Source organism: Bradyrhizobium sp. Pha-3 (assembly GCF_042258615.1).
In the GTDB taxonomy this organism is placed as follows: domain Bacteria; phylum Pseudomonadota; class Alphaproteobacteria; order Rhizobiales; family Xanthobacteraceae; genus Bradyrhizobium.
In genome coordinates, this window is the sequence record NZ_CP170152.1 from 7,406,985 (window position 1) to 7,430,460 (window position 23,476).

Annotated in this window: 15 protein-coding genes and 6 pseudogenes; 2 read left to right on the forward strand and 19 right to left on the reverse strand. The window is 59.7% G+C overall.

Annotated features, from left to right (window positions below):
- Nucleotides 1-69: 69 nt before the first annotated feature.
- From ACE10Z_RS34675 to ACE10Z_RS34720, 10 genes and pseudogenes are all read right to left on the reverse strand, one after another.
- On the reverse strand, nt 70-600 hold the full coding sequence (locus ACE10Z_RS34675) for a hypothetical protein (protein ID WP_375784801.1): 531 nt from the start codon (nt 598-600) through the stop codon (nt 70-72).
- 1,714 nt (nt 601-2,314) lie between these two features.
- A pseudogene (locus tag ACE10Z_RS34680) lies at nt 2,315-3,753 on the reverse strand (ISNCY family transposase).
- A gap of 59 nt (nt 3,754-3,812) precedes the next feature.
- Nucleotides 3,813-4,688, reverse strand: coding sequence for an IS21-like element helper ATPase IstB (gene istB / locus ACE10Z_RS34685; protein ID WP_375784802.1), 876 nt, complete (start codon nt 4,686-4,688; stop codon nt 3,813-3,815).
- Nucleotides 4,685-6,235, reverse strand: coding sequence for an IS21 family transposase (gene istA, locus ACE10Z_RS34690; protein ID WP_375784803.1), 1,551 nt, complete (start codon nt 6,233-6,235; stop codon nt 4,685-4,687). Before istA ends, istB begins: the two co-directional genes overlap by 4 nt.
- Before the next feature lie 462 nt (nt 6,236-6,697).
- Nucleotides 6,698-7,399 carry a UPF0149 family protein gene (locus ACE10Z_RS34695; RefSeq protein ID WP_375784804.1) on the reverse strand — a complete coding sequence of 234 codons (702 nt, stop codon included), beginning with the start codon at nt 7,397-7,399 and terminating at the stop codon, nt 6,698-6,700.
- A gap of 29 nt (nt 7,400-7,428) precedes the next feature.
- Entirely contained in the window at nt 7,429-8,991 is a 1,563-nt protein-coding gene (locus ACE10Z_RS34700; RefSeq protein WP_375784805.1) for an IS66 family transposase, read from the reverse strand.
- Between the two features lie 50 nt (nt 8,992-9,041).
- Complete coding sequence (gene tnpB / locus ACE10Z_RS34705) at nt 9,042-9,389, reverse strand: IS66 family insertion sequence element accessory protein TnpB (protein WP_375784806.1); 348 nt, start codon at nt 9,387-9,389, stop codon at nt 9,042-9,044.
- A complete protein-coding gene (locus ACE10Z_RS34710) occupies nt 9,386-9,847 on the reverse strand; it encodes a transposase (RefSeq protein WP_375784807.1) in 462 nt (153 codons plus the stop codon). Before ACE10Z_RS34710 ends, tnpB begins: the two co-directional genes overlap by 4 nt.
- A 480-nt stretch (nt 9,848-10,327) precedes the next feature.
- A complete protein-coding gene (locus ACE10Z_RS34715; protein WP_375789992.1) occupies nt 10,328-11,116 on the reverse strand; it encodes an SDR family NAD(P)-dependent oxidoreductase in 789 nt (262 codons plus the stop codon).
- Between the two features lie 556 nt (nt 11,117-11,672).
- Entirely contained in the window at nt 11,673-12,899 is a 1,227-nt protein-coding gene (locus ACE10Z_RS34720) for an aminotransferase class I/II-fold pyridoxal phosphate-dependent enzyme (protein ID WP_375784808.1), read from the reverse strand.
- Between the two features lie 338 nt (nt 12,900-13,237).
- Here ACE10Z_RS34720 and ACE10Z_RS34725 point away from each other — a divergent pair.
- Nucleotides 13,238-14,013 (forward strand): annotated as a pseudogene (locus ACE10Z_RS34725) (transposase).
- 78 nt (nt 14,014-14,091) lie between these two features.
- Here the strand turns inward: ACE10Z_RS34725 and ACE10Z_RS34730 are convergent.
- Nucleotides 14,092-15,157 (reverse strand): annotated as a pseudogene (locus tag ACE10Z_RS34730) (IS630 family transposase).
- Nucleotides 15,158-15,203: 46 nt separating this feature from the next.
- On the opposite strand from ACE10Z_RS34730, the pseudogene ACE10Z_RS34735 reads away from it, so the two are divergent.
- Nucleotides 15,204-15,465: pseudogene (locus ACE10Z_RS34735) on the forward strand (hypothetical protein); the annotation flags it as partial.
- A 101-nt stretch (nt 15,466-15,566) separates the two neighbouring features.
- Here the strand turns inward: ACE10Z_RS34735 and ACE10Z_RS34740 are convergent.
- The 8 genes and pseudogenes from ACE10Z_RS34740 to ectB form a co-directional block, all read right to left on the reverse strand.
- Entirely contained in the window at nt 15,567-15,965 is a 399-nt protein-coding gene (locus ACE10Z_RS34740; RefSeq protein ID WP_375784809.1) for a transposase, read from the reverse strand.
- Nucleotides 15,959-16,482, reverse strand: a pseudogene (locus tag ACE10Z_RS34745) (transposase). Before ACE10Z_RS34745 ends, ACE10Z_RS34740 begins: the two are co-directional and overlap by 7 nt.
- Nucleotides 16,436-16,798, reverse strand: a pseudogene (locus ACE10Z_RS34750) (transposase). The pseudogenes ACE10Z_RS34745 and ACE10Z_RS34750 overlap by 47 nt, the downstream one beginning before the upstream one ends.
- A gap of 1,077 nt (nt 16,799-17,875) precedes the next feature.
- The gene (locus ACE10Z_RS34755; protein ID WP_375789993.1) at nt 17,876-19,222 is read right to left on the reverse strand and encodes an aspartate aminotransferase family protein; all 1,347 of its coding nucleotides are present in this window, start codon (nt 19,220-19,222) and stop codon (nt 17,876-17,878) included.
- A gap of 600 nt (nt 19,223-19,822) precedes the next feature.
- Nucleotides 19,823-20,554, reverse strand: coding sequence for a hypothetical protein (locus tag ACE10Z_RS34760; protein WP_375784810.1), 732 nt, complete (start codon nt 20,552-20,554; stop codon nt 19,823-19,825).
- A gap of 141 nt (nt 20,555-20,695) precedes the next feature.
- Nucleotides 20,696-20,824 carry a hypothetical protein gene (locus ACE10Z_RS34765; protein ID WP_375784811.1) on the reverse strand — a complete coding sequence of 43 codons (129 nt, stop codon included), beginning with the start codon at nt 20,822-20,824 and terminating at the stop codon, nt 20,696-20,698.
- Between the two features lie 425 nt (nt 20,825-21,249).
- Entirely contained in the window at nt 21,250-22,140 is an 891-nt protein-coding gene (locus tag ACE10Z_RS34770) for a crotonase/enoyl-CoA hydratase family protein (RefSeq protein ID WP_375784812.1), read from the reverse strand.
- Nucleotides 22,141-22,151: 11 nt separating this feature from the next.
- Nucleotides 22,152-23,441: a diaminobutyrate--2-oxoglutarate transaminase gene (gene ectB / locus ACE10Z_RS34775; protein ID WP_375784813.1), complete on the reverse strand. Its 1,290-nt coding sequence runs from the start codon at nt 23,439-23,441 to the stop codon at nt 22,152-22,154.
- Nucleotides 23,442-23,476: the final 35 nt, after the last annotated feature.

Genomic DNA, 23,476 nt, shown 5'->3' on the forward strand with positions numbered 1-23,476 from the left:
GCTCAAGAGTGAGGCAGAATTTTTCCGACCGAAGATCCAAGGCGTCCCCAACACGGATGGTGAAGCGGATCACAAAGTCTTCGATACAGCGCACCAGCCGGGACTGCCCCGAAACCGGCTTTTCGCCACGCGCTCGAACGAGAGGTCGAGCACATAAAGCAGATAAAGGTTGCCCAAAAGTACGCTGATCGATCCCGCTTGCGGTGTTCCTTCCTCGCTCGGCCGGCCCCCTCTTACAACTCCCTTCACCCAGCGCCGGCTCAAACTGATCATGCGTGGATCACCGACTCGGTGGCACCCAGGGACGTCAACGGCGCTCTTCGTTGCGTCGAACTGGAGCCGCAGCCGCTCGGTCAGGAATCGCGTGATCGACGCCATCACCTGCTCAGCGGCCCGTTGCGTCCGAACATAGATGTTGCAGTCTCGGCGTGGTGGCAGAAGGCATGACCTCGTCGCTCGCTCCTTGTCCAGATCATCGAACAGAACGTTCGATAGCAGTGCTGACTGAGGGCCGCCTTGCGGCGTGCCTTTGTTCCGTGCCATCGCAATCCCGCCAGCCACCAATCCAGCATGCAGGTAGCGGCGGATCAGCCGCAACACTTGTTGTTCGCAACCCGGCCCTCCACCCGTGCCATCAGCACGTCATGGGTTCAGCGCTCGAAAAACTTATCCAAGTCGAGGCCGACGACAAAGCGCCGGCCCTCGGCCACATACACTCGCGCGGTAGGCACTGCATCGTGGCGCTGCGTCCCGGATGAAGCAGTTGAAGAAGCCTGGATCGAACAGCGGCGTCAGCACCTGATGCATCGCCTGTTGGATCAGCCAGTCAACCACCGTCGGAATGCTTGGCTGGTGCATCCCTCCGCCGGGCTTACGGATTTCCACCCACACCGGCTGCGATCGGTAGCGACCTTCCAACAGTTCTTCCTTGATGTGCGGCTAATGCTAGATACGTTGCAGCTGCCCCACGGTCATCCCGGCGATGCCCGCATCGTCCCTTGTTCGCCATCACCCGATTGTAAGCCGCCATCATGTTCGCTCGGCTGACGATCTCCTCCATCAGCCGTACTCGGCCTCCGGAGCGGAACGTTGGGTTCTTGCCGTAGCGATTGATGCGCCAAGCCCCTGCTCTGGCGGCATCCGGCAGCTACCTTCGGGTGAGTATGATGCATCTCAGCGACATCGCCTGCATCTTTGCTACCATCGTCAAACCGGCCTCCTGCGGCACTCGATGTTCGATACCCTTCTCCGGCTCGGTGCCGCCGACTGCCACGGCCGCTGCTGAGTTATGCCGCCCCATCCCGACGCCTCGCGACGCCAGTACCACATCTGTCGCCGGGGAAGGACGACAAATCTCCCACGGTAAGCGCGTGACCGTCGTGCCGTACACCTGTTGCAACTACGGCCGCAGCGTCCGAGTGATATTGGGCTTCGGACATGATAGCTCCCTTGCCAGGATGCGGACGCCTCACATGCGCTCTCTGTTCGTAGGCCGACACTCTGCTTACCGCCTCCTTCAGAAACCGCCTTACGGGGCAGCCTTTGCTGTTTGGCCAACGGTTCCCATCACAAGGGCCCATAGAGAACTCTTGTCTCCAAGTCCACCGACCGGACACCACGCCGGTCAAATCGCGCCATGCATAGCGCACCATAAAAGCCGGACGCCGAGCAGATGCCACCGGTTGGCCTATTTGCTCCGGTCCCACTCATCTTCGCCATGTTCACAGCAGCCGCAGCGCATCGACGCGGCCTGGGGGATCAAGTATTGCGCGAGCCCCAGCAAGCTGAGTTTGGTGCCGTCGGCGATCGCATCATCGCGAAATCGCGAAATCGCAATCGATTGTGGTATTCACGATCAAGCTACGCACGCGCAGAACCGCAAACACCGCTTCCACGGCCGCCATTTTTCTTGTTTCTATCTACTACTGTGCCCCGATTGCGAAGTAGCAAGGACCGCGCCAGCGCGGACTTGAGTGAGAAATTAAGCGCGTTCAGAATTAGCCAGGATGAGTTCGGCTCACGTGGAGGTTGTCACAAAACTCAACTCCACAGCAGGCATCTACAGAGGCGGTCGCTTTTGAAAACGAATAATGCCCGCAGGGTGCGCAGCGACCCATTCCCCGATATCTGCGTATAGCGCGACAATCTGGCTGGGAAGCCGTATTGCCTCATGGAGGAATGTTCCCGAAGACGCGATCGTTGCCTCATCTATTTTGCTCCCGAGAAGACGGACGGTCGGTACGGGGGAGGCCGGTCGTGGAGCTGGCCGGGGTTGCGCAACGACCGGCCTCCCCCGTACCGGAAGCGGGCGCTGTCACCGCGCAACCGGTGCGTCGTGGAACCGCTCCGCATGATCTGCCGATCCAAACAGCAGCGCGCTTGCCTGCTCGCTGCGCCAGGATTTGAGGCGGCGCTGAAGCGTTCGCGGCAGGTTATCCGGGTACGCGCCCGGATATTCCGCCTGTAGCCTTGTCAGGAGCTCGGCGCCGGTTCGCCACGGCTCGGCCTTGAACCACTCCTGCAGCTGTGGGGTCGCCTGAACGAGCGGATCAGGGCGACGACGACCTCGCTTCGCTTTGAGGATCGGCCGGTCCGTCGGTCGAGATGCGCCCTCTTTCCAAGCCGTTTGCAAGCTGGCGAGGAACAAGTCGATCGGCGGGGCCGCAGTAATCGAATAGCCCGCCGACTTCACGTCGGCAAGGTCAGACGTTGCTGCGCAGACCGAATGTCACGCAGAAACGCGACCGGGTCCAAGCTGACGCGGATTGCACTTTAAGATTTACGGACGCGTGCGCCATCGCGCTGTTTTCCGATCAGCTTGAACGACGGCTGGAAGAAGTTCACGAACAGGCGCGCTGAGCGATAGAGTTCTGCGAGCAACGCAGCCGCCTCGAGTCCTTCAAACCGCCGATAACCAACCATGCGTCGGACCACGGCTCCGTTCTTCTGTTCAACAAACGCCTGGTCGTTCTTGCGGTAGGGTCGGCAACGCGTGAACACAATGTTCGCCTGCTCACAATACGCTTTCAGCGTTTCGTTTATGAACACGGTATCATTGTCGGTATCGATGCCCTGCAGCGAGAACGGCAGCTGTCGGCGTAGTTCTGTCAACACGGTGCTCAGGAGCGTTTGCTCGCGCACCAGCAACGGCGCACACTCCGTCCAACCGGTCGCAATATCCGTGAGCACCAGCGTCTGGATAAAACTGCCGCGCGCCGAGAGCCCGCTGTGGGCGACCAGATCGGCTTCGACAAAGCCAGGCGCCGGATCCTTCCAGTCGGCGGACGTCCGTACCGGGATGCTCCGTCGCAATGCGCTCGCAACCGGCCGGCGCCGCTGGCGTCCACCCTCCTGTCGGATCTTGCCCAGCGCCCGATCGATCGTCGACGCGCTCACCGCCAGCAGCTTCGCGCGGATTTCAGGCGCCAGGCCCATGTGACCGTTCCGTTCCATCGACTCGATCAGGAGCGGCAGCAGCGCTTTCAGTCTCTTGCCGCAAATCCGGTCCGATGCCTCCCAAAGAACTACCAGCGCATTTCGTTCAGCTTCCTCATAAATCCGGCGACGGGTGCGCCGAACCGAGGATTGCCTCATATCGCCTCGGAGCAGGCGCATCGCATGCTTTCGATGGAAGCCCGTCACAACCACAAACTCGTCCAGAATTCGCGCCTTCTCCGCGCGGCTCGCCTCTCTGTAGCGTTGCCCCACAGCGGCCGTCAGCTCTCTTCGAGTCGCCATGCTCAGTTGCCTCATTATCGCCCCCGCAGTCCCATCCCAGTGGGAGCAAATTACGTGAGGCAACGGCCTAGCATTCAGGAACATTTCAGGCGGCGCAATGCGGCAAGAGTTTTGTTGAACTCTGATTGTCGCGGAGCGTCAATCAGCGGCGGTTTTGGGTGTGCGTGCGATGGCGGCCGTCCGGGACCGCGTTTTCGTTCGAGGGCGGTCCGCCTGCGATAGCTCTCGACGTTCATCTCGACGATGGTGGCGTGGTGAACGAGGCGATCGATGGCGGCGAGCGTCATAGCGGAGTCCGGGAAGACCCTGTTCCATTCGCCGAAGGGCTGATTGGCGGTGATCAGCATTGAGCGCCGTTCGTACCGCGCGCTGATGAGCTCGAACAGCACGCTGGTCTCGGCCTGATCCTTGGTGACGTAGGCGAGGTCATCAAGGATCAGCAGATCGAAGCGATCGAGGCGGTTGATGGCAGCCTCGAGGTTGAGCTCGCGCCGCGCCACCTGGAGCCTCTGCACGAGATCGGTGGTCCGGGTGAAGAGGACGCGCCATCCGTTCTCGATCAGGGCCAGGCCGATGGCTGCCGCCAAATGACTCTTGCCGCCGCCCGGCGGACCGAACAGCAGCAAATTGGCGCCCTTGCCGAGCCAACCATCGCCAGCGGCGAGCGCGGTCACCTGCGCCTTGGAGATCATCGGCACGGCCTCGAAGTCGAAGCTGTCGAAGGTCTTTCGGGCGGGCAACCGCGCCTCGACGAGATGGCGCTCGATGCGGCGACGGCCGCGTTCGGCGATCTCGTGCTCGGCGATGACGGCGAGGAAGCGGGCCGCCGGCCAACCTTCCTTGTCGGACTGTTCGGCGAACTGTGGCCACAGCACCTTGATGGCGGGCAGCCGCAACCCGTTGAGCAACAGATTGAGGCGCGCGGTGTCGACGGTGTTGGCCGTGTTCATGCGGCGTCTCCTATCTGGCTGGCGCCGATGAGGCACTCATAGCTGGCGAGCGGGGCAAGCTGCGCCGTGACCTCCGGCATGCAGGCAGGATCGGGTGCGAAGCGGGCGCGCAGCTGTCCGAGGTCGGGCAATTGGCCGGCGTCCAGGTCGGCGGCGAGCTGACCGGCGAGTTCGGCCTCGCAGCCTCGCTCGTGTGCCAGCGCAAGCAGATCGACCATGAGCCGGCAGGCTTTCCTGTCCGGGAGCCGTTCGCGCAAGCGATCGAAGGTTCGGCGATAGGCATCGCGCAGGAACAGCCGATCACGGTAGACGAGATTGAGCAGCGCCATTGGCTTGCGCCGCAAGGAATGGATCACGTGCCGATAATCGACGACCTGGTCGTGCTTGCCGTTGGGATGCGGCCGCCCACGCGGCAGGGTGACGAGATGGGTGCCGCCGACGAACACGTCGAGACGATCGTCGTAAAGGCGCACCCGCAGCTGGTGGCCGATCAGGCGTGACGGCAGGGTGTAGAACACCTTGCGCAAGGTGAAGCCGCCGCTTGACGTCACACGGACAATCACCTCCTCGTAGTCCGAGGTGCGGCGATCTGGCAACGCCTGCAGGGTGGCGCGCTCGTGGTCGATCCGCTTGGCGTTGCGGGCATTGCGGCGGCTGACGATCTCGTCGATGAAGCCGCGGTAGGCGGCGAGATCATCGAAGTCGGCAGTGCCGCGCAACAGCAGCGCATCGGCGATCGTCCGCTTGAGATGGCCATGCAAGCTCTCGATCGCCCCGTTCTCGTGGGCGATAACGCGATTGTTGCGGGAAGGCCGCATGCCGTAATGGGCGCAGAGGTCCTCGTACCGCCGGGTCAGATCGTCCCTTGCGTCGCGGTCGAGATTGCAGAACGCGGCCGACAGGCTGTCGGTCCGATGCTCCCGCGGTGCCCCACCGAGCGACCACAGGGCATTCTGCAGCCCTTCGGCCAAGGCGACGAAGCTCTCGCCACCGAGCACGACGTGGGCGTGTTCAAACCCGCAATAGGCCAGTCGGAAGTGATAGAGGCGATGATCGAGCGGCACGCCGGCGATAGTGACCCCAAGCTCGCCCATGTCGGTGAAGTCGGACAGGCCGACCTGGCCCACTTCGTGGGTCTGGCGGAAGATGACCTCCTGCTCCTCGCCATGGATCGCCCGCCAGGCGCGGATCCGGCGCTCCAGTGTGCGGCGGATTCCAGCTCCGAGCTCAGGATGGCGCCGTAACATCTCCTCGAAGATCGCAACCGGCCGCACGCCGGCGGCGGCCTTGAGCATCGGCACCACTTCTGTCTCAAACACACTGGCCAACGGGTCCGGCCGGCGACGACTGCGGGCGCCCTTCTTCTGCGATGGCAGGCGGGGATCTTTCTCGATCCGATAAGCGGTTGACGTGCTGAACGACGCCTTGGCGGCCGCCCCTGGCGGGCTATCGGTCTGACGGTACTTCATGTAGAGCCTCATCTGGTGATCGGTGACATGTCGGCCTGGCAAGCGAGTGATTCCTCTTGGCGGAAGAACCACTTGCATAACCAGCCGGCCGCGATTACCAGACGGCGCGGTCCCCTGTGGATCGCGCCGTCGCCGGGCTCGTAACTCCGGTCGGGCTACGCCCTCCCTGCGTCACGAGCCCGGCAAAAGCTCTCTCATCCTGATTGACGCTCCACTGTCATCCTCATTGCCGCACGGCAATCTGCGGCCGACACACTCGGCCATAAAAGGCGCCAGAACCGCGATGGCGAGCTTCTAATCACGGTCTCGCGCTCTACGCACGGGCGGCAAACCCTTTCCGACGCAGCACGACGGGATCGTGTGCGACAAGCAGCATGATGCTGGACGACGCACCGATCCAGAGCGCGTCCGTGCTAAGGACACCACGGGTGCCTGTCATCCTCAGGGCAGATATCGAGCTCGGGACGAGATGCGACCGCAATCGCAGCACCATCTATGCCTGCTAAGACCGCTAATGTTGGCTATCCGACGAAAAGCGGCTCAGGATGAGGAGAACTGACCTGCCTCGAAAGAGGTGCCTCTCGTTCCAGGAGTTGGCGAAGAACCTTGCCCGATTAATTGTAACCGGCACGAGCTCCCACGTCTGCGGAGATCAGCGAGTGCGTGGTAGCGGATCGGCATCCAATATTGGCGCATGGCTTCGACGACCGCTGGAAGATCGGCGTAGGCGTTACGCAGAAACTCGGCGGTCTCGCGGCCGCTTCGGGGGGATCCGAGCACCGGCTGCCCCTGATCGTCGCGACAGTGCAACAGAATGGGCAGAAGCAAGCCGTGATTGACATTGCTGGTGTCCAGCATCGGCGCCCACGCCGACAGCCTGAGCCGCATCGCGGCATGGAAACCCTCGCACCAGGGACGCGGATCGACGTCGCCATTGGGGTTGCGCAGGTGTATCGGCTCGAACCGATCGGGGGCCGTCGAGAGGGTGTTGCTGATGTCGTTGTGGCGCAGCGCGACGGCGGAGATCGCGGCGAACTCCGGCGTGCCGCCATGGTTGAACGCGTCGGCATCGATCGCGAGCAGCGGGCAGATCCAATCGAGCGGGCTCATCGAGACCGGTCCGGCTACGATCGCGGCGGCATAGCCGTCGAGCATGGGAATGCTGGTGGCGGCAGGATGGCGATCGATGCGAGCCTGGAGCCATCGCTCGAGGTCCGCAAGCGGCATCGCGGCCGACGCCATCGACGATGCTGCTTTATGGCGTCGTGGGCTCATGCCGCTGCCTGCGGTGTGCGTCGGCGCGCAGCCTTCCAGTTCCAGGCGAGCAGCTCGTGCAGCTGATGGCTCTTGGTTCGCCCGGAGACGATGCGCTCCAGCACATCGGCCAGGTAGGCCTGCGGGTCGAGCTCATGGAGTTTTGCCGTGTTCACGAGCGACGCCAGGATCGCCCAGCTCTCGGCGCCGCCTTCGCTGCCGCTGAACAATGAGTTGCGTCTTCCCATCGCAATCGGGCGCATGGAATGCTCGACTGTGTTGCTGTCAACCTCGACACGGCCGTCGCGGAGAAACAGCGTCAACCCGTCCCAGTGATTGAGTGCGTAGTTGATGGCCTCCGCCAGCTTCGATTGGGAGAAGAGCTGGCCGACCATTGCGGTCAGGCGCGTCCTGAGCGCCTCCATCAATGGAGCGGACCTGGTGCCGCGGGTGGCCAGCCGCTGCTCGGCACTGCTGCCACGGATCTCTGCTTCGATGGCATAGACCGCCTGCAGGCGCTCGATCACTTCGCGCGCGAACGGCGACTGGGTCGTCTTATACACCTCGACGAATTTGCGGCGGGCGTGGGCGAGACAAAAGGCGAGTTGGATCGCGCCGCCATGATCGCGGGCGAGCGCTTTGTAGGCGGCATAACCGTCGACCTGCAGAATGCCGGAAAAGCCCATCAACTGTCTGGCGATCTCCGCCGTGCCGCGGCCGTCGGCGAACACGTAGGCCACCGCCGGCGGCGAGGGACCGCCCCATGGCCGGTCATCCATGGCATGCGCCCAGAACTGGCAGATGCGCGGGCGATGTCGTCCGGGATCGAGCACCGGCATCGGCGTCTCGTCGCAGAACAGGCGCGGCGCGGTCTGGATCGTGCGCAGCTGAAGCGCATAGAGGCTCCTGAGCCACCAGGCCGCACGCTTCACCCAGCCGGCAAGCGTCGCCCGGTCGAGATGGACACCCTGGCCGGCCAGAATTTGCACCTGTCGGTACAGCGGCAGATACCAGGCGAACTTCGAGACTACCACGTGGCTCACGAGTGCGGTCGAAGCCATGCCGCTCTCGATCAGGCGCGGCAGCACCTTCGCCTGGATCACACCATCGGTGCAGCGGCGGCAGCCGTACTTGGGACGGACCGTCCGCAGCACCCGCAGGATCGCCGGGATGATGTCCAGCACCTCGCTGACGTCCTCGCCGATCTTGTGAAGCTGGCCCTGGCAACACGGGCATGCGGTCGCCTCCGGCTCCAGCACATGCTCACAGCGCGGCAGGTGCTTTGGAAGCGCGCCGATGTTGCGGCGCGCCTTCTTCCGCAGTGGCTTGCCGGGCGGCTTTGCCGCAGCTGCATCGTCGTTGGCAGCTGCAGGCGGCGTGACGTCGGTCTCAAGATCGCCAAGCTCAAGCGCGAGCTGCTCGGCCACGAGCGCGGCAAGCCGCTCCGAGCGCTTCCCGAAGATCATGTCCTTGAACGTTTGCATTGCTACGCGCAGCGTCTCGTTCTCAGCGTCAAGCGCGAGCACCATCTCGGTCAGAGCTGCCGGATCGGTCGGGAGAGTGTCGGGGCGAATCGCCATGACCAGACGATACATCCGTGCGACCCATGCTCCAGTGAAATCCTCACTTCTCAGCCGACAATGGCCGGCTGCTTCACAGGCTTGGGCGACACACGCGTCCACTCGAGCCCGTCGAGTAGCATCGCAAGCTGCGTCGCACTGAGATGCACAACGCCGTCGCGGATCGGCGGCCAGGTAACCTGGTGCAACCACTTCGTTACCAACACCATGCCGCTGCCGTCCCACGCCAGAAGCTTCACTCTGTCCATGCGCTTGCTGCGGAACACGAAGACGTCGCCGCAATATGGGTTCGCGCGCAGTGCTTCGCTCACCAGCGCCGACAGCGTATGCACCGACTTACGAAAGTCGACCGGCTGGGCCGCCAGCACCACCTTGAGGTCTGACCGTAGCGCAATCACCGGATCCCTCGAAGCGCCGATAGCACCACCGAAAGCGTCGCCAGCTCCACGCCCGGCTCGATGCGGATGCGCGCCCCGTTCACCTCGATCTCGACCACTCCACAGACCTTGGCCGGCGGTGCGGCAATCTCCACGGGCTTCATCTGTACCGGCGAAATACACTCGGAACCGCCAGCCCTCCCGCCATCGCTCTCGGCGCCAATTTGGATAGGCACGAAGTTCTGGGCTTTGCCGGCCACCGCCGCCGCTACCTGGCGTCGCCACACCGTGAGCAGTCCGCGGGAGACACCATTGCGTCGCGCCACCTCGGAGATGTTCGTCCCCTCCTCAAAGCTCTCCGCCGCGATCCGGGCCTTCTCCTCGCTCGTCCACCGTCGCCGCCGCCGCTCCCCAGTGATCACCTCAACGCGGCGATAAGAGTCACCTTCCTGCCTGGCATCAAGCATGGCATTTGCCATCGCTTCACCTCCACCCATCAGCTCATCCCAGGCTGTATCCCAAGCGAACCGCGCCATGACGAGGTGGAGGCCTCATGCCGGTTACGATTAATTATCATGAATGCGTTGATGCGGCTCTGTGCTTGACGACGCCAAACTGCAACACGATTGTCTGGTTGCCTCGAACTTCACCGAACGGGCCAGGATATTTCTGCAGCTTTTAGTCGGAAAAATGACCACGAAAGCTCCCTTGTTGTTGCTTCCATTCGGTTGAGGTTAGGTCATTAATTGCAATGCTCGACTGCCAACCGGAAGCATGCACCAAGTCGCATCATGAGTTTTCCGGACGCACTTCACCCGCATTCAGCTTCACGATGGCGTGCTCGATAAGCTTGAGCTGACCAGGCAACGAAAGGATGCTTGTCCGTCTCTTAGGGGCCGAATCTAAACCATATTCAAATGCAAGGCAGACTTTTGCGCCAAGATGCGATATAGATCGACCTAGGCGGCAAACTCGCCGCCTGTGATATCGATGGTTGCGCCGGTGATAAAGCCCGCCATCGGCGAGGCTAAAAAGGCTGCGACGTACGCTACCTCCTCAGCCGTTCCAAAACGGCCCACCGGAATCCGGCTGAGAGCGGAGCGGTTGACCTGGGCATCGGGTGGTCCAGTCAGATCACTGAGAACCCGCCCAGGAGCGACACAATTGACCGTAATACCGTGTGGAGCGAGATCCCGCGCAGCAGCGCGGGTTAATCCGACCAGTCCCGCCTTGGATGCGGCATAATGCGGTCCTGCGATCAATGGCATAGCACGCCCTGCGACTGATCCGACATTAATGATGCGTCCATATCCATTCGCAATCATTGCTGGTGCCAAGAGCCGTATGAGAATGAACGGGCCGTTGAGATTGACGTCGATGACCCGTGCCCATTCCCCGAAGGATGTCTGAGAAAGCCAGGGTGCATCCTGGTCCACGCGCTTGGGAGAGATACCTGCATTATTCACTAAAATCGTAATTTCGCCCCAGCGCGCCCGGATGCGATCAACAAATTCTCCTACCTCGTTTTGACGCGTTACGTCGATCGTCTCAGCATAGAACTGCCCTTCCGGACAGCCAAGGATGTCGAGCGCCCGCTCCACATGCTCTGCCTTTGTCCCCACAAAAGCGACCTGATAGCCATCAGCCAAGAACCGGCGTACGATCTCAAGTCCAATCCCGCGTGTTCCTCCGGTCACAAGCGCAACGCGCCGGTCGCTTTGGTCCTTGAGTTTTCCTGGCTTCAGCATGATCTTCAAACGGCTGTTAGCGGCGTAGCGGTGAGCCCGCAGAGGCACAGCGGCGTACGCCGCAGGAGGAAATACTGTCGTTGTCGTCGCGTCATCTGCTTGGGGAGCTGCGAAACTCAGTTGGAGCCGCTGGTCTTCGTTTCCAACGGCTAGGCGTCGCCGCCTCCCGGCTTCACAATAGGTCGGAGCTTTTCCGGATGAGAACCCGGCAATCGGCGCAAGTATGGTCGCGCGGCTAGTTTGCCGGCAAGAGCATCGGAGACGGGCGCCATCCCCGCAGAGATCTCATCGGACATGCAGTTGCGCGCTTGTTCAAGGTTGCGAGTGTCGGGCCAATCTCCCGACGAAACATTTCTTTGGGTGCCGGTGCTGAGCGCAAATATCAGTGGGGCGTAGGTGCGCTGCTCTCTATGAGTATTAGTTCTCGCGTGTGGAGGCGCCGATGGCGTTGTCCTCGACGATCCGGAAATGCCTGCATGCCCGTTGTGCGGGTAAGGTGACCGCAGGTTTGTGGTACCGAGCAGTTCCATAAGTTCCCTCCATTGAGTTGCCGTCATTATCTCAGGGGGAGGGCCGATACCGCACCTGGCGGGGCGCCAATATCGGGTATCCTTTCCAAGATGCAGTCGCACAGCCGCTCTATATCGCGGGCTTCATGATCGGCCGTAATGCACACCCGAATCCCTGCTCGTCCCTGCGCGACCGTTGGGAAGAAAGTCACCGAAGCGTAGAACCCGGCATCGAGAAGCTCTTTTGCTATTGCAATCGCCTTGGCTTCCGACCCGATAGAGATCATTCTAATCGGAAATGAATTGCCTTGCTGGCTGGTTGCGACACGACGATCGAAGACCTTGATCCGTTGCGCCAATCGCCTCTGCCGTTCGCCGAGCTCTGGCGAATAGTGAATTTTGCACGAGCCAAGCGCTGCGCCAACCGCAGCTAGATTGGGAGCCACCGAAAACGCATAAGGAATGGAGTAGCGTCGAAACAGAGCCTCGTGGTCGGCCGTCCCGAGCATTAACATGCCTCCCGATGCGCCGAAACCCTTGGCCAGCGAGGCTGCTATGATCGTTCGGTCGCCCAGCACTTGCGGAAATTGAGAGCGAGCGAATCCTTCGCCTCGGCGTCCGAACAGCGATATGCCGTGAGCATCGTCGATATAGAGAAAGAGTCCATAACGTTCCTGGAGCTGACGCAGCTCCTTGATAGGCGAATTCCCTCCCATGGAGTAAATACCATCACATACATAGGCGACTACCGGATGTTCGCGGCACAAGCGTTCGAGAGCGTCGATGTCGTTGTGCGCAATCGTTTCCATCCGGGTTTCGTCAGCGACCACCGGCTTGTGATAGGCGAGCGAGATATGCGCAACGCGATCGAACACTACGACCGGCTTCCTTCCGCCCGTCAGTTGGCCCGAAGCAAGGATGGGCATCGCGCCTAGATTGGCGAGCATGACAGTGGAAAACGCGAGCACGCGTGCGCAGAACATCTCCGACAGGGTTGCTTCAAGCTCTGCCATAAGATCGAAATTGAGTCGCGTTCGTGCGCATGACCAGTGCAATGAAGAATGCGTCTCAATCGCCTCGATCGCGCCTGCGACGATTACGGGATGATTGTCTAGACCCAGGTAGGAGCATCGCACGAAATCAATTATCTCCGGTCGCCCCTCAAGTGGACCGGTGCCCAAAACAAAGGTACGTCCGGTCATGGATCGTCCATGGACAGCCATAAGGCCAGCCGCGTGGGCTGCATCGAAATACGCTCTGCTCTTGTTGATCATGTAGGCGGTATTTCGAACATGTCGGGTCGGCCGGCCACCGGTAGAGAGCGCGCTCCGCTGTTCCATTGCATTCTCCATTCGATCTGCCAAGCATTCGCACCCGACCGCATCGATGAGTCTGCACGACACGCGACTTGGCGATATCAGGCCCAACTGGAGGTTCTGTACAACTCTTACGAGCGGCTCGATCGGACCGTGGTTCAAACGCACTAAACCACGGGCTACGTCGTTTAGGCACCTACCACATCAGATAGGGCTATGCAGGCTGTTGAAAAAGGCGCTCGCCGCCGACCGATGATTGCGATTCAATTGGCTCTGACGAGATTCAGAGATGGAGCGTGCGTGGCGGAGCCAATCGAATGGGCGAGCCGTTCAGCTTCGTTGACCTGGGGCGCGGGTGCGGCGTGATCATCCGCTGCGAGCGATCCGCACAATTTTGAACGAGGCGTCGACGCTGGAGCGCGGGTTCACCGGGCCCTATTCGCCGATTGGGCTCCGCGGTGCTGTTGCAGGCGTTTTGCTCGATTCGCTCGGATCGGCTTCTGATGGAACGGCTGCTGTTCCGCTGGTTTGTCGGAATTGGCGTCGGCGATGCGGTCTGGAATCATTCAGTGTCCTCGAAGAACCCGACCGGCTGAAGGCGACATCGCGGCCAAGTTCCTGGCGGCGGTGCTGGCGCAGCCCAAGGTGAAGAAGCTTCCGTCGAGCGATCACTTGATCATTTCTCGGTCGATGGCACGTGGATCGAGGCCTGGGCCTCGATGAAGAGCGTGAAGCCGAAGGATGGCTCTTGCTAGCGGCCGGCGCAAGGCGGCGGGCGCAATGCCGAAGCGGTTTGCCTACGACGCCGAAGACTTCGTTAACGAGTTGCACTCGATGAACGTAACGCCGCTTATTGCGCAAAACACCAGCGGCCGCAGTTCCGCGATCGACGGGCGAACCGGCACGGCGACTATGCCGGTAGCCAGCGCATCCGGGAGGCATTCGGCTGGATCAAGACGGTCGGCGGGCAAAAGAAGACCGCTTCCGTGGCCGTGATCGCGTCGGATGGGCCTTTACATTCGCTACCGCCTACAATCTGGGGCCGCTCAATTTGAACGCGGTCACCAGTTGATGGCTAAAGTGCCTGCCTTTCGTCAAGGCTTTTGTCGGCCGCTGGAGTATCGTCGAAATGGACAACTAGTACCCGGAATCAGAGCTGAGTGATACGGCGGCCTTTGAAACGGCGTTGACGGACCTTTTCTTGGTCCAGACGAAGGGCTCGGCTTTGTCGTGGTACGCGTTGACGTAAGCATCGATGTGTTCCTGAAGCTGCTTGAGGCTTTTGAAAGGGGGTGCCGCTGAGCGACTGCCCCTGCAAGATCGAAAACCATACCTCGACCTGATTGAGCCAGGACGCACTTGTCGGCGTGAAATGAAATTGCACGTTGGGATGAGCCTTGAGCCAATGTCCGTTTTTCTTGTGGGTGTTGAGGTTGTCGAGGATGACGTGAAGCTTTCGACCCGGAAAGGCCGCGGTGACGCTGTTCATGAAGTCGAGAAACTCGACGCGGCGACGTCGTTTTGAATGAGCCGCGATGATCTTTCCGGTGGCGACTTCGAGCGCCGCAAACAATGTTGTGGTGCCGTGCCGCTTGTAATCGTGGCTCTGGCCGGTCAAGGCGCGGCCATTGAGCAACTTCAGATAACCCTGCGCTCGCTCCAAAGCCTGGATCGAGGGCTTCTCGTCCACGCATAGCACAATGGCCTTTGCAGGCGGGACGACGTAGAGGCCAACAACATTGGCTGCTTTGGCCGTAAAGTTCGGGTCGGTGCTCTCGCACCAAGACTTGCGAGCCGCAAGGTCAATCTTGTGGCTGCGCAGGAATCGCCAGACATATTGGACGTCAACATCGCGGAGCGCCTCGGCCAGCAGAGGGCCGGTCCAGCGCGCAAACCCTTGCGAGGGCGGCTTATCCGGCAGCTTCAGGATGCGCTTGTCGGTCGTCTTCGTATAAATCGGCTGCTTGTCAGGCCGCGGCTTGTCTTGCAGCCTTTCAAGACCATGGTCGGCATAGCGATGCCGCCAAAGGCTGACAATCCGCGGCTGGACTCCAACTTCCTTGGCGATCGACCGGGTGCTGCGCGCGTCCGCCGCCAACAGAACTATCCGCGCCCGCTTCAAATCGCGCTGCAACGTCACCGGTGAGCGACAGCACGCCTCAAGCGCCTTGCGATCTTTCCTCGAAAGGGTGGACTTCTCTTGCTCCGGGTATCATCCATATCTTGAATCACGACTCACGATCCAAGAAAAGTGGGTACTAGGACAGTGACTTCCTCGATCTTGTCTTTAGAGGCGCATCGCAGCTCCGGCGGTGAGATCGCCTTCGGTGCGCTGAAGGGCTTTCTCGACGTCCGCTACGGCGCGCGAGACGGCTCGGCCTGCGCTGAATTCTCGTGGGAAGGGCACGACGAGAATGAGCCTATCTCCGGTCGGATGGGTTTGATCGGCATAGTGGCAGTGCTCGTCGGCCACTTCTACATACACAACGAGGACGATACAAGCTTCGTTTGCGAACGCGGCTGAGTTCTTCAACGGTCTGCTAGTCTTACTGTGTCACAAATGTCTCGGATGCGATTGTCGAGCGATGGGAGCTTCGCAGCACGGGCATCGCGGCAGTGTTTTGATTAGGGCGGCGAACAATCGTCTGCGCACCGTTGCAATCGAATTCGGAAAGTGCCGCTCAGGCCGCAAGGGCGGAATCCTCTGGGGCGGTAACCGTCGGATAGGACAAGTTGCGGGAACGACGCGGCGGAACCAGGGTCTGAGGGGGGAATCGCGCCCCGCTCCGAGATCAGGAACCCGTAGGCTGCGATGCACATCGTGGCATGGTGATGAAAGCCTCGCCATCCTCGGCCTTCGTAATGACCGAGCCCAACTTCTTGTTTGAGCTCCTGATAGTCACGCTCGATGCGCCAACGCTGCTTGGCGATATCGACGAGAACAGAAAAAGGGGTATCTTGCGCGAGTGTAGAGAGCCAATATTTTGTTGGCTCCTTCGCGCCCTTGGACCATTCGATCAGCAACCATTTTCGGGCCGGCGGTTGTAAAGCCAGTAATCACGATGCGCGGCACGAACGCGCAAGCGAGCAAAACGAGAAGACAGGTGATCGGCCGTGCCCTCGCGCCAGGTGATGGTTCTCCATGCCCGCGTCGGCAGGCCGAGCGCGAGTTCTTTGACGGAGAGCGGCCGATGCATACCGTCGCGCCGCATCAGGTTCGGCGGCCGGCCGCGACCGGACCATTTCTTCGCCGGCAGCGGCGGGTGCCGGGCACCCACACCGTGGTCGTCGACAGAATTTCGGCCGCGCAGGTCAGCCCGAGCTTGGTAATCTCGGTGCGCAGCTCGCTATTGTTGCCATAGCCAGCATCCAGCAACACGACGCCGCGCGGTAGACCAGCCTCACAGGGCCCAGCGCAGTTGCTCAAGCGCGATGTCTGGTTTGGTCTTGAAGCCCGGAACACCTGCCTTGCGCCGACGTACCCGATCGCTCGCCTAGTCGTTTGGCAGATACAGCCGGTAGGCCACGGGCAGACCCGCATGGTGATTAGCAACCGACAGCGATACCGCGACCTGGCAGTTGGCCTGCTTACCGAGCTGACCGCAATATTGGTGCGCGACACCCACCGATTGCGGGCCTTGCTTGGGGAAGCTCGTGTCGTCAATTATCCAAGCCGAGATTGGCCCGTGCCGTTCCAACGCCGGCAAAACCATCTCACGCACCTTGACCAAAACCCGCTCGTCCTACCAGCGCCCTTCGCCGATGAAATGCAGCAGCGACTGATGCTGCGCTGCCGTCCGCTCCGGCGGCGTCACCGCCGCCATTGGCTCCACGCTCTTGCGTTCACGCGGCAGCACCAGACCCAGGCAATAGTCCCGCAGCGGTTTGGCCCGGTCCGCATGCCCGATGACGCCCCCCGAACAGTTGATTTCCTAACACAATTCGTTCGTTGGCGAGCTACATCGCCTCGTCCATATCGATCGACTTTTCGACCGCCCGCGAAAAGCGAGAGACACAGTAGCGGAAGGCTTTTGTTCTCGTCCGTCGGGATCGAGGCGCTGATCGGCGACCATGGAATGGCGCTCCCATGCTTATACCGATGCGGTCCTCACTCGCTCGCGAAAGAGTATCGCAGCCGAGATCCTTTCGTTCATGAGTGTTCTGGCAACCGTCTGCCGGCAATGATCGCTCTAACGAGCTGTAATCGAACTCCGGTCTCCTTATCCTGATGATCCGGGCCAACCACTCCATGCGAGCTGCAATAGCTGCGCATGCCTGCGGCCCAATCATCGCGCGGCCTTCAGCATCGAGCCCCCATATGGCGAACGCTCGGCGACGCCTCCTAACTGTTGTGGTTCGGCTAACTTGGCCCGTGCCACAGCGCGATATCTCACCGAATAGTGTCTCACCCACGAGATGGTCGCGCCCCGATGGAGCCGCCTCCCAAATCGTACCGACCTCGCTGGCTTCGCTGAAGCTGATAAGCACGATATGGATGCGCCGATAGCACCGCAACAACTTCTTGCGAACCGAATCAGCCAGGTTCGCTGATCGGCCAGCGCAAGATCGAGCGTCCTCCTAAATCGCGGTAAGCTGTGATGACCCGGCCGCTACATCCGCACGCTCGCGCACTCGCAGCATGATCGAGTGGTGAGAAGTCGCAGGCTGATCGCATTCAACCTCCCGCATCAAAGCAACAATGGATACGCTCGATTGCAAACCTCGGTGAGAGAGGGACACCAGCAAGGTTGCGACGCAGCCCATTCCAACCGAACAAGCTACCCATCAAGCCGCCTACGTCCTTCCATGGGACGCGAGTTGCCGAATACCAATCGCTTCGCAACAGAGTCACAGCCGAAGGCGGGTTCCGGCCGAAGATCACCTTGAGATGACGCTGCAAAGGCGGGCGATACACTCCGCAACCGTTTGTTCAGTCATGTGCGTTCCTCTATTGCATCCAGCATGTCTTGGTGGCTATCGAGAAAGCCTGCGAACACATCGACGATGAACTCAGCGTCGACGAGAGTCATCGGTGTCGAGATCGAAGCCGTGGCGCCGTGCGGCAGGATGATACCGTTGTCCGCAAAGAAACGCGTGAGTTGCTTCATTAGAATTGCTGCCCTGGGCGCGGGATAGGCCTCACGATAATCATTCGGGACTTGTGCCATAGGATGGATACGGAACAGTGAGGCGGCTCCGGTCACGCACAGTGACGCGCCCTGGTTTGAGATGGCCCGACGAATCCCGTCCCGGACAATGTTTCCAAGCATCTCGAGGCGTGCAAAAGTCGGATGATCCAGATGCCGCATTGCGGTAAGACCCGCTGTCATGGATAACGGATTGGCGGAAAATGTGCCCCCTTGCGGAAGCAGTGGCCGGCCCGCTGAGGCATCGAATACTTTCATCACGTCCTCGCGACCGCCGATTGCTCCAATCGGCAAACCGCCGCCGATGATCTTGCCCATCGTGACAAGGTCCGGAACAAGGCCATAGCGGGCTGAAGCACCACGGAAACTCTGCCTGAGATTCAGGACTTCATCAGCAATCACCAGAATGCCGTTATCACCCGCAGCTTCCTGGACCGCAGCAATGAATTCAGGCTTCGGTGCAATTAAGCCACCTCGGCTTGGCATCGGATCCAAAACGACCGCGGCAAGATTATGCGCATGCAATGACAACAATCGGCGTACGCCTTCAACATCGTTGAAGCGGAGCACAACAACTTCATCGAGCACGCTTGTAGGCATCCCGCTATAGAAGGCCGTAGACTTGGGAGCGGTGGGACCGCCCCAATTGTCCGGAGCCGCTGCCAAACTCACCTCGCCCCAGTCGTAGGCGCCGTGATAGGCGCCCTCGAGCTTGGCGATTTTCGAACGTCCGGTGAAGGCCCGCGCAGCCTTGATCGCAAACAGCACAGCCTCAGTCCCCGTATTGACGAACCGAACACGATCAATCCGCGGAATCCGGGCACCAAGTAGTTCGGCAAGTTCGATCTCGCTCTCTGTCGGATTGGCGAAGCAGCTGCCGCGCTGGAGTTGATGAGTTAGCGCTTCCACGACAGGCGCGAAGGCATGACCATGGATCAACGTCGTAAAGTTGCAATTGAGGTCAAGAAATCGGCGCCCATCGACATCGAACAGATGGCTACCCACTCCCCGTTCGATATAGATCGGGATCGGATCCCGCTCGATGGTCACTCGCGATGTGCCATCAGGGAAAACCAGCCGCGCGCGGGCAAAGCTGGCTCTCGACCTCTGCCCAACACGCGCGCTTACCGCCATATTCGAACCTGCAAACTGCCTGTCCACGGTATCCTCATCGAGGTATTTGCCGTTCCAGCTGAGTTGAGCCGAGTGCTTTTTCTTCCCGACCCAGCCATTCGGCGGGTTGTGTTCAGAACGCCGGCGTTTCTCTGGAGTGAGATCGAGACGATCTAAGCAGCGCGACACTTACTTGAACCTGACAATGGGGATGATCAGATCACCACCTCTTGCAACAATACCTGATACTCATCTTGCCCAGCCAACTCCCGACATAGCGCTCGGGAAGTCCAAGTATCTAGGTGTACGACGGTAGCGACGCCACTAGCGGGCGCACGGCGTCCGCATGGGCCGCAATAGCTGCTTCGGAGTTTGGGAGAGCTGAGAATGTCATGGTGCCACAGCGGCATCTATGGACAGGCCATTCCGGCAAACCTCCGACGCATAACGATCGTCTGCTTCGACGACTGTGGCCTCATGAGGAACTCGCCTGCATCGTCACGAACTGTTTCAACGAGGAAACCTCCTCCAGAGGATGAGATATGTGCCAAGGCAAAGGCGCCAATGCTGCCGATCAGCGCCAAATTCTTACGGCCAGCACGGCGCAGCTGCGCACCAGGGCTATGTACGCGCCGGCGAAGATGACACAGCTAAAAGCAGCTCGGCTCTATCGTGACGCTCAACCTGGTTCCTCAACTCCTCGCCGGTTAGCCAAATAAGCCAGTCGTCGTCCGCAATATCCTCCTCCATCAGCCTTAATATTGCCCCTCCTGATTCACGATGCAGCATTTCGTATTGCGAAACGAGCCCTTTATCCATGGAAAAGCTTGCCACAAGAGAACATAAGAAGTCAGGAGCCCACATGGCAAAAGACACGCCATGTGCTATTGCCGCTGTGATCTTGGCCAAACCCTTCCCTCTAAAGTCTCTGCGAACCCAAAGATCTCCGTGGTAGGCTACTCTCCCGGTTATCTTCTTCGCGCTTGGCGCTCTGCAGGCACAGCGGTCCTGAGGATGTGCATGCATGGTCGGGTTCGCGTAGAATGCCTCCAGAGATTGAAGGTGTTCTGCAAAGTTGCTCTGCGAAAGATCAAACAATCGGGCAGCGTCTGTAAGCGCAATCTCGTTGTTCTTGTCGACGCCTATGATCCAATACCCATCGCCGGATTTAATTGGTGAGCGATCTGGCCGGAAACTTGGATATGTTCGCTTCTTTGTTGGGGTGGCCCCTGTGATCGCGACGTACTCATCAAAATCAACCCCAATCGAAATCTTGATACCTTTCTGGGCGGCGGCATCGTCATACACTTGAAGGAAACGCGAGACTTGCAACGGATTAATTACGCGTGTCATTGCTGCATCCTGGTCCGTAATGATCTGCGATCCGGCTTATCGACGAACTGCTAACTGAGAGTACAGTATTAACAATGGATCGCTGCACTATCTACTCTGGTGAGTTGTTCGATGATTCATAGGGAGTGCTGTTGGCATACATCAGAATTCAAAGGGCAACGGAATGTTCTTGAGCGGTGGCGTGTGGACCTGCGATAGATGGATGTCGCCCGGCTTGTCCGACCGCTGCTGGTCGTTGACGAACACCCCTTCATTGACCGCTATGAACACGACGCGCCGCCACTCACGATCGAGGAAGTTGACACGACTCCTGACGATTACCAACAATCGCCGATGAGACTATGGGTTAACAACCGCCGGCGCGAGAGGTCCAGCTGAGGTTCAAGGGATTAACGACGGAAGACCTGTACTAATCCCTCAAGCGGAGCAAGCCACTTTCGCTCGGCGAGACCGTCGGTGCCGACATTTGAAAAAAGGTCGCAGACTGACGACCCACGATCCTGTCGAGTCAATGAAGGTTGGGGCGTTTCCGTCCGACGCAGAACTCTGGCTCGTCGATCTGCACAGCCGACACCGTACGCTTCGTCCACATCACCGCTTCCACCCATCGTGCCGTGACCTCACATGATCGGATTCTGCGAACAAAATTACAGGCGCAACGTCCCAGCTCACACTTCGCTTAGCCGTGATAACAATTATTTGTATTCCCGCTCCGTCCACCATGGAAAATAATCCGGCATGTCGGCTGACACCTTATCGTTGAACACCGGCTGCCGCTTCTCCAGGAACGCCATCACGCCTTCCCGGGCATCGGCGGAACGCCCGCGCGTATAAAAGTCGCGGCTATCGATTCTGTGGGCTTCCATGGGATGATCGGCGCCTAGCATGCGCCACATGATCTGCCGGATTAACGCAATCGACACGGGTGCGGTCTTCGCGGCGAATTCCCGAGCGAGCGCATGCGCGGTCGGCAGCAGTTGATCGGGCGGCACCACCTTGCTGACCAGCCGGCCGGCGAGCGCTTCCTGCGCTGGGAATACCCGCCCGCTGTAGCACCACTCCAGCGCCTGCGCGATGCCCACGATGCGCGGCAGAAACCAGCTCGAGGCTGCCTCCGGTACGACGCCACGTTGGGAGAACACAAAGCCAAAGCGCGCGGCTTCAGACGCAATGCGGATATCCATCGCGAGCAGGATGGTGAGGCCCATACCGATCGCCGGCCCGTTCACCGCGGCGATTACAGGCTTCAGGCATCTGAATATCCGCAACGTGAGCCGACCGCCACTGTCGCGGACGTTCGGATCGCTATAATCCACCGAGCCATCGCGAAGTCGCTTCACCGGTCCACGCCAGGCGTCGATGTCAAATGAGTCGGCGCCCCGGGAGAGATCTGCGCCCGCGGAAAAGGCACGGCCTTCGCCGGTCACGATCACGGCGCGGACGTCATCGTCTTTCTCGGCGCAATCGAAGGCATCCATCAATTCCAGCTGCATGGTCGGGCTGAAGGCGTTGAGCTTCTCCGGCCGGTTCAAAGTGATGGTGAGTATCTGCTCGGCGACCTCACATTTGATGGTTTCGTAGGCCACGCGTGCTTCCTTTATTTGGAGTGTGAAAGAACAGCGGAAGTCAGATTACTGCCAGCCTGATCTGCTTCGGCCAAGGATTTCTCGAATATCTCAAGGCCTTGATTTAGTGTCTCAGAGTCGATCGTGAGTGCAGGCAAGAACTTTATGACCCGATCAACGGGTCCGCACCGCTCGACAATTAATCCCTTCTCAAATGCCTTGCGTGTCGTAGCTTCGGCGATTTCGGTCATTTGGCAATCAAAGCCCAATGCCATGCCCCGCCCTCGAACAGCAAAAGCGTTTCCATACTCCGATGCAATGGCCCTAAGTCGACCCTGCATAAGTTCTCCCATGCGCTGCACTCCTTGAGAGAATGTCCGACTCCGCCAATAAATATCGATGGCTGCGGTCGCAGATACAAGCGCTAGGTTGTTTCCTCGGAACGTGCCTGTGTGTTCTCCTGGACGCCAGGCGTCGAATTCCTCTTTGATCAACAACATGGATAATGGCAGACCGTACCCGCTTAGCGACTTCGACAGCACGACAATATCTGGCGACAACGGAGCGAACTCAAAGCTAAAGAAATCGCCCGTGCGACCACAGCCCATCTGGATATCGTCAACTATGAAAAGAGCGCCAACATCTTTTGCTATGGCCTGAACTGATTGCAACCATTGCTTGCTGGCTACATTTATACCACCTTCTCCCTGCACAGCTTCGACGAGAATGGCAGCTGGACAATCGATGCCACTGCTCTCGTCCATCAATACCTTTCGCAAATAGTCAGCCGTATCAACAGCTGGCCCAAAGTAGCCATCATAGGGCACGAAAGTTACGCCAGATAAAGAAACGCTGCTGGCTTTCCGGTAGAAACGATTACCGCTCGCAGCAATCGCTCCTAGACTCATGCCATGATATCCATTCGTGAACGAGATTATATTTTGACGTCCTGTGACTTTACGCGAGAGCTTTAAAGCTGCCTCGATAGCATTAGCGCCTGTTGGTCCCGTAAATTGGAAACGGTATTGCAGACCACGTTCTCGAAGTATGACGGAGCTGAACGTCTTCATGAATTTCAGCTTCGCAGGTGTAGCCATGTCAAGCCCGTGGACTACGGCATCCGACGCTAGATACTCAGTTATAGCAGCTCTGATCTGGTGATTGTTGTGGCCGTAGTTCAGCGCTCCTGCCCCAGAGAGAAAGTCGATGACCTTTCGACCATCATCCGTTAACATAATAGAGCCGCGCGCTCGACTGAAAACGGCCGGAAACGAACGCGGGTATGAGCGGACATTTGATTCTAGGGTTTCGAAAGCCTGCATATTACGTGGCTCGTCAGTCACTCCCCCCATAGTCG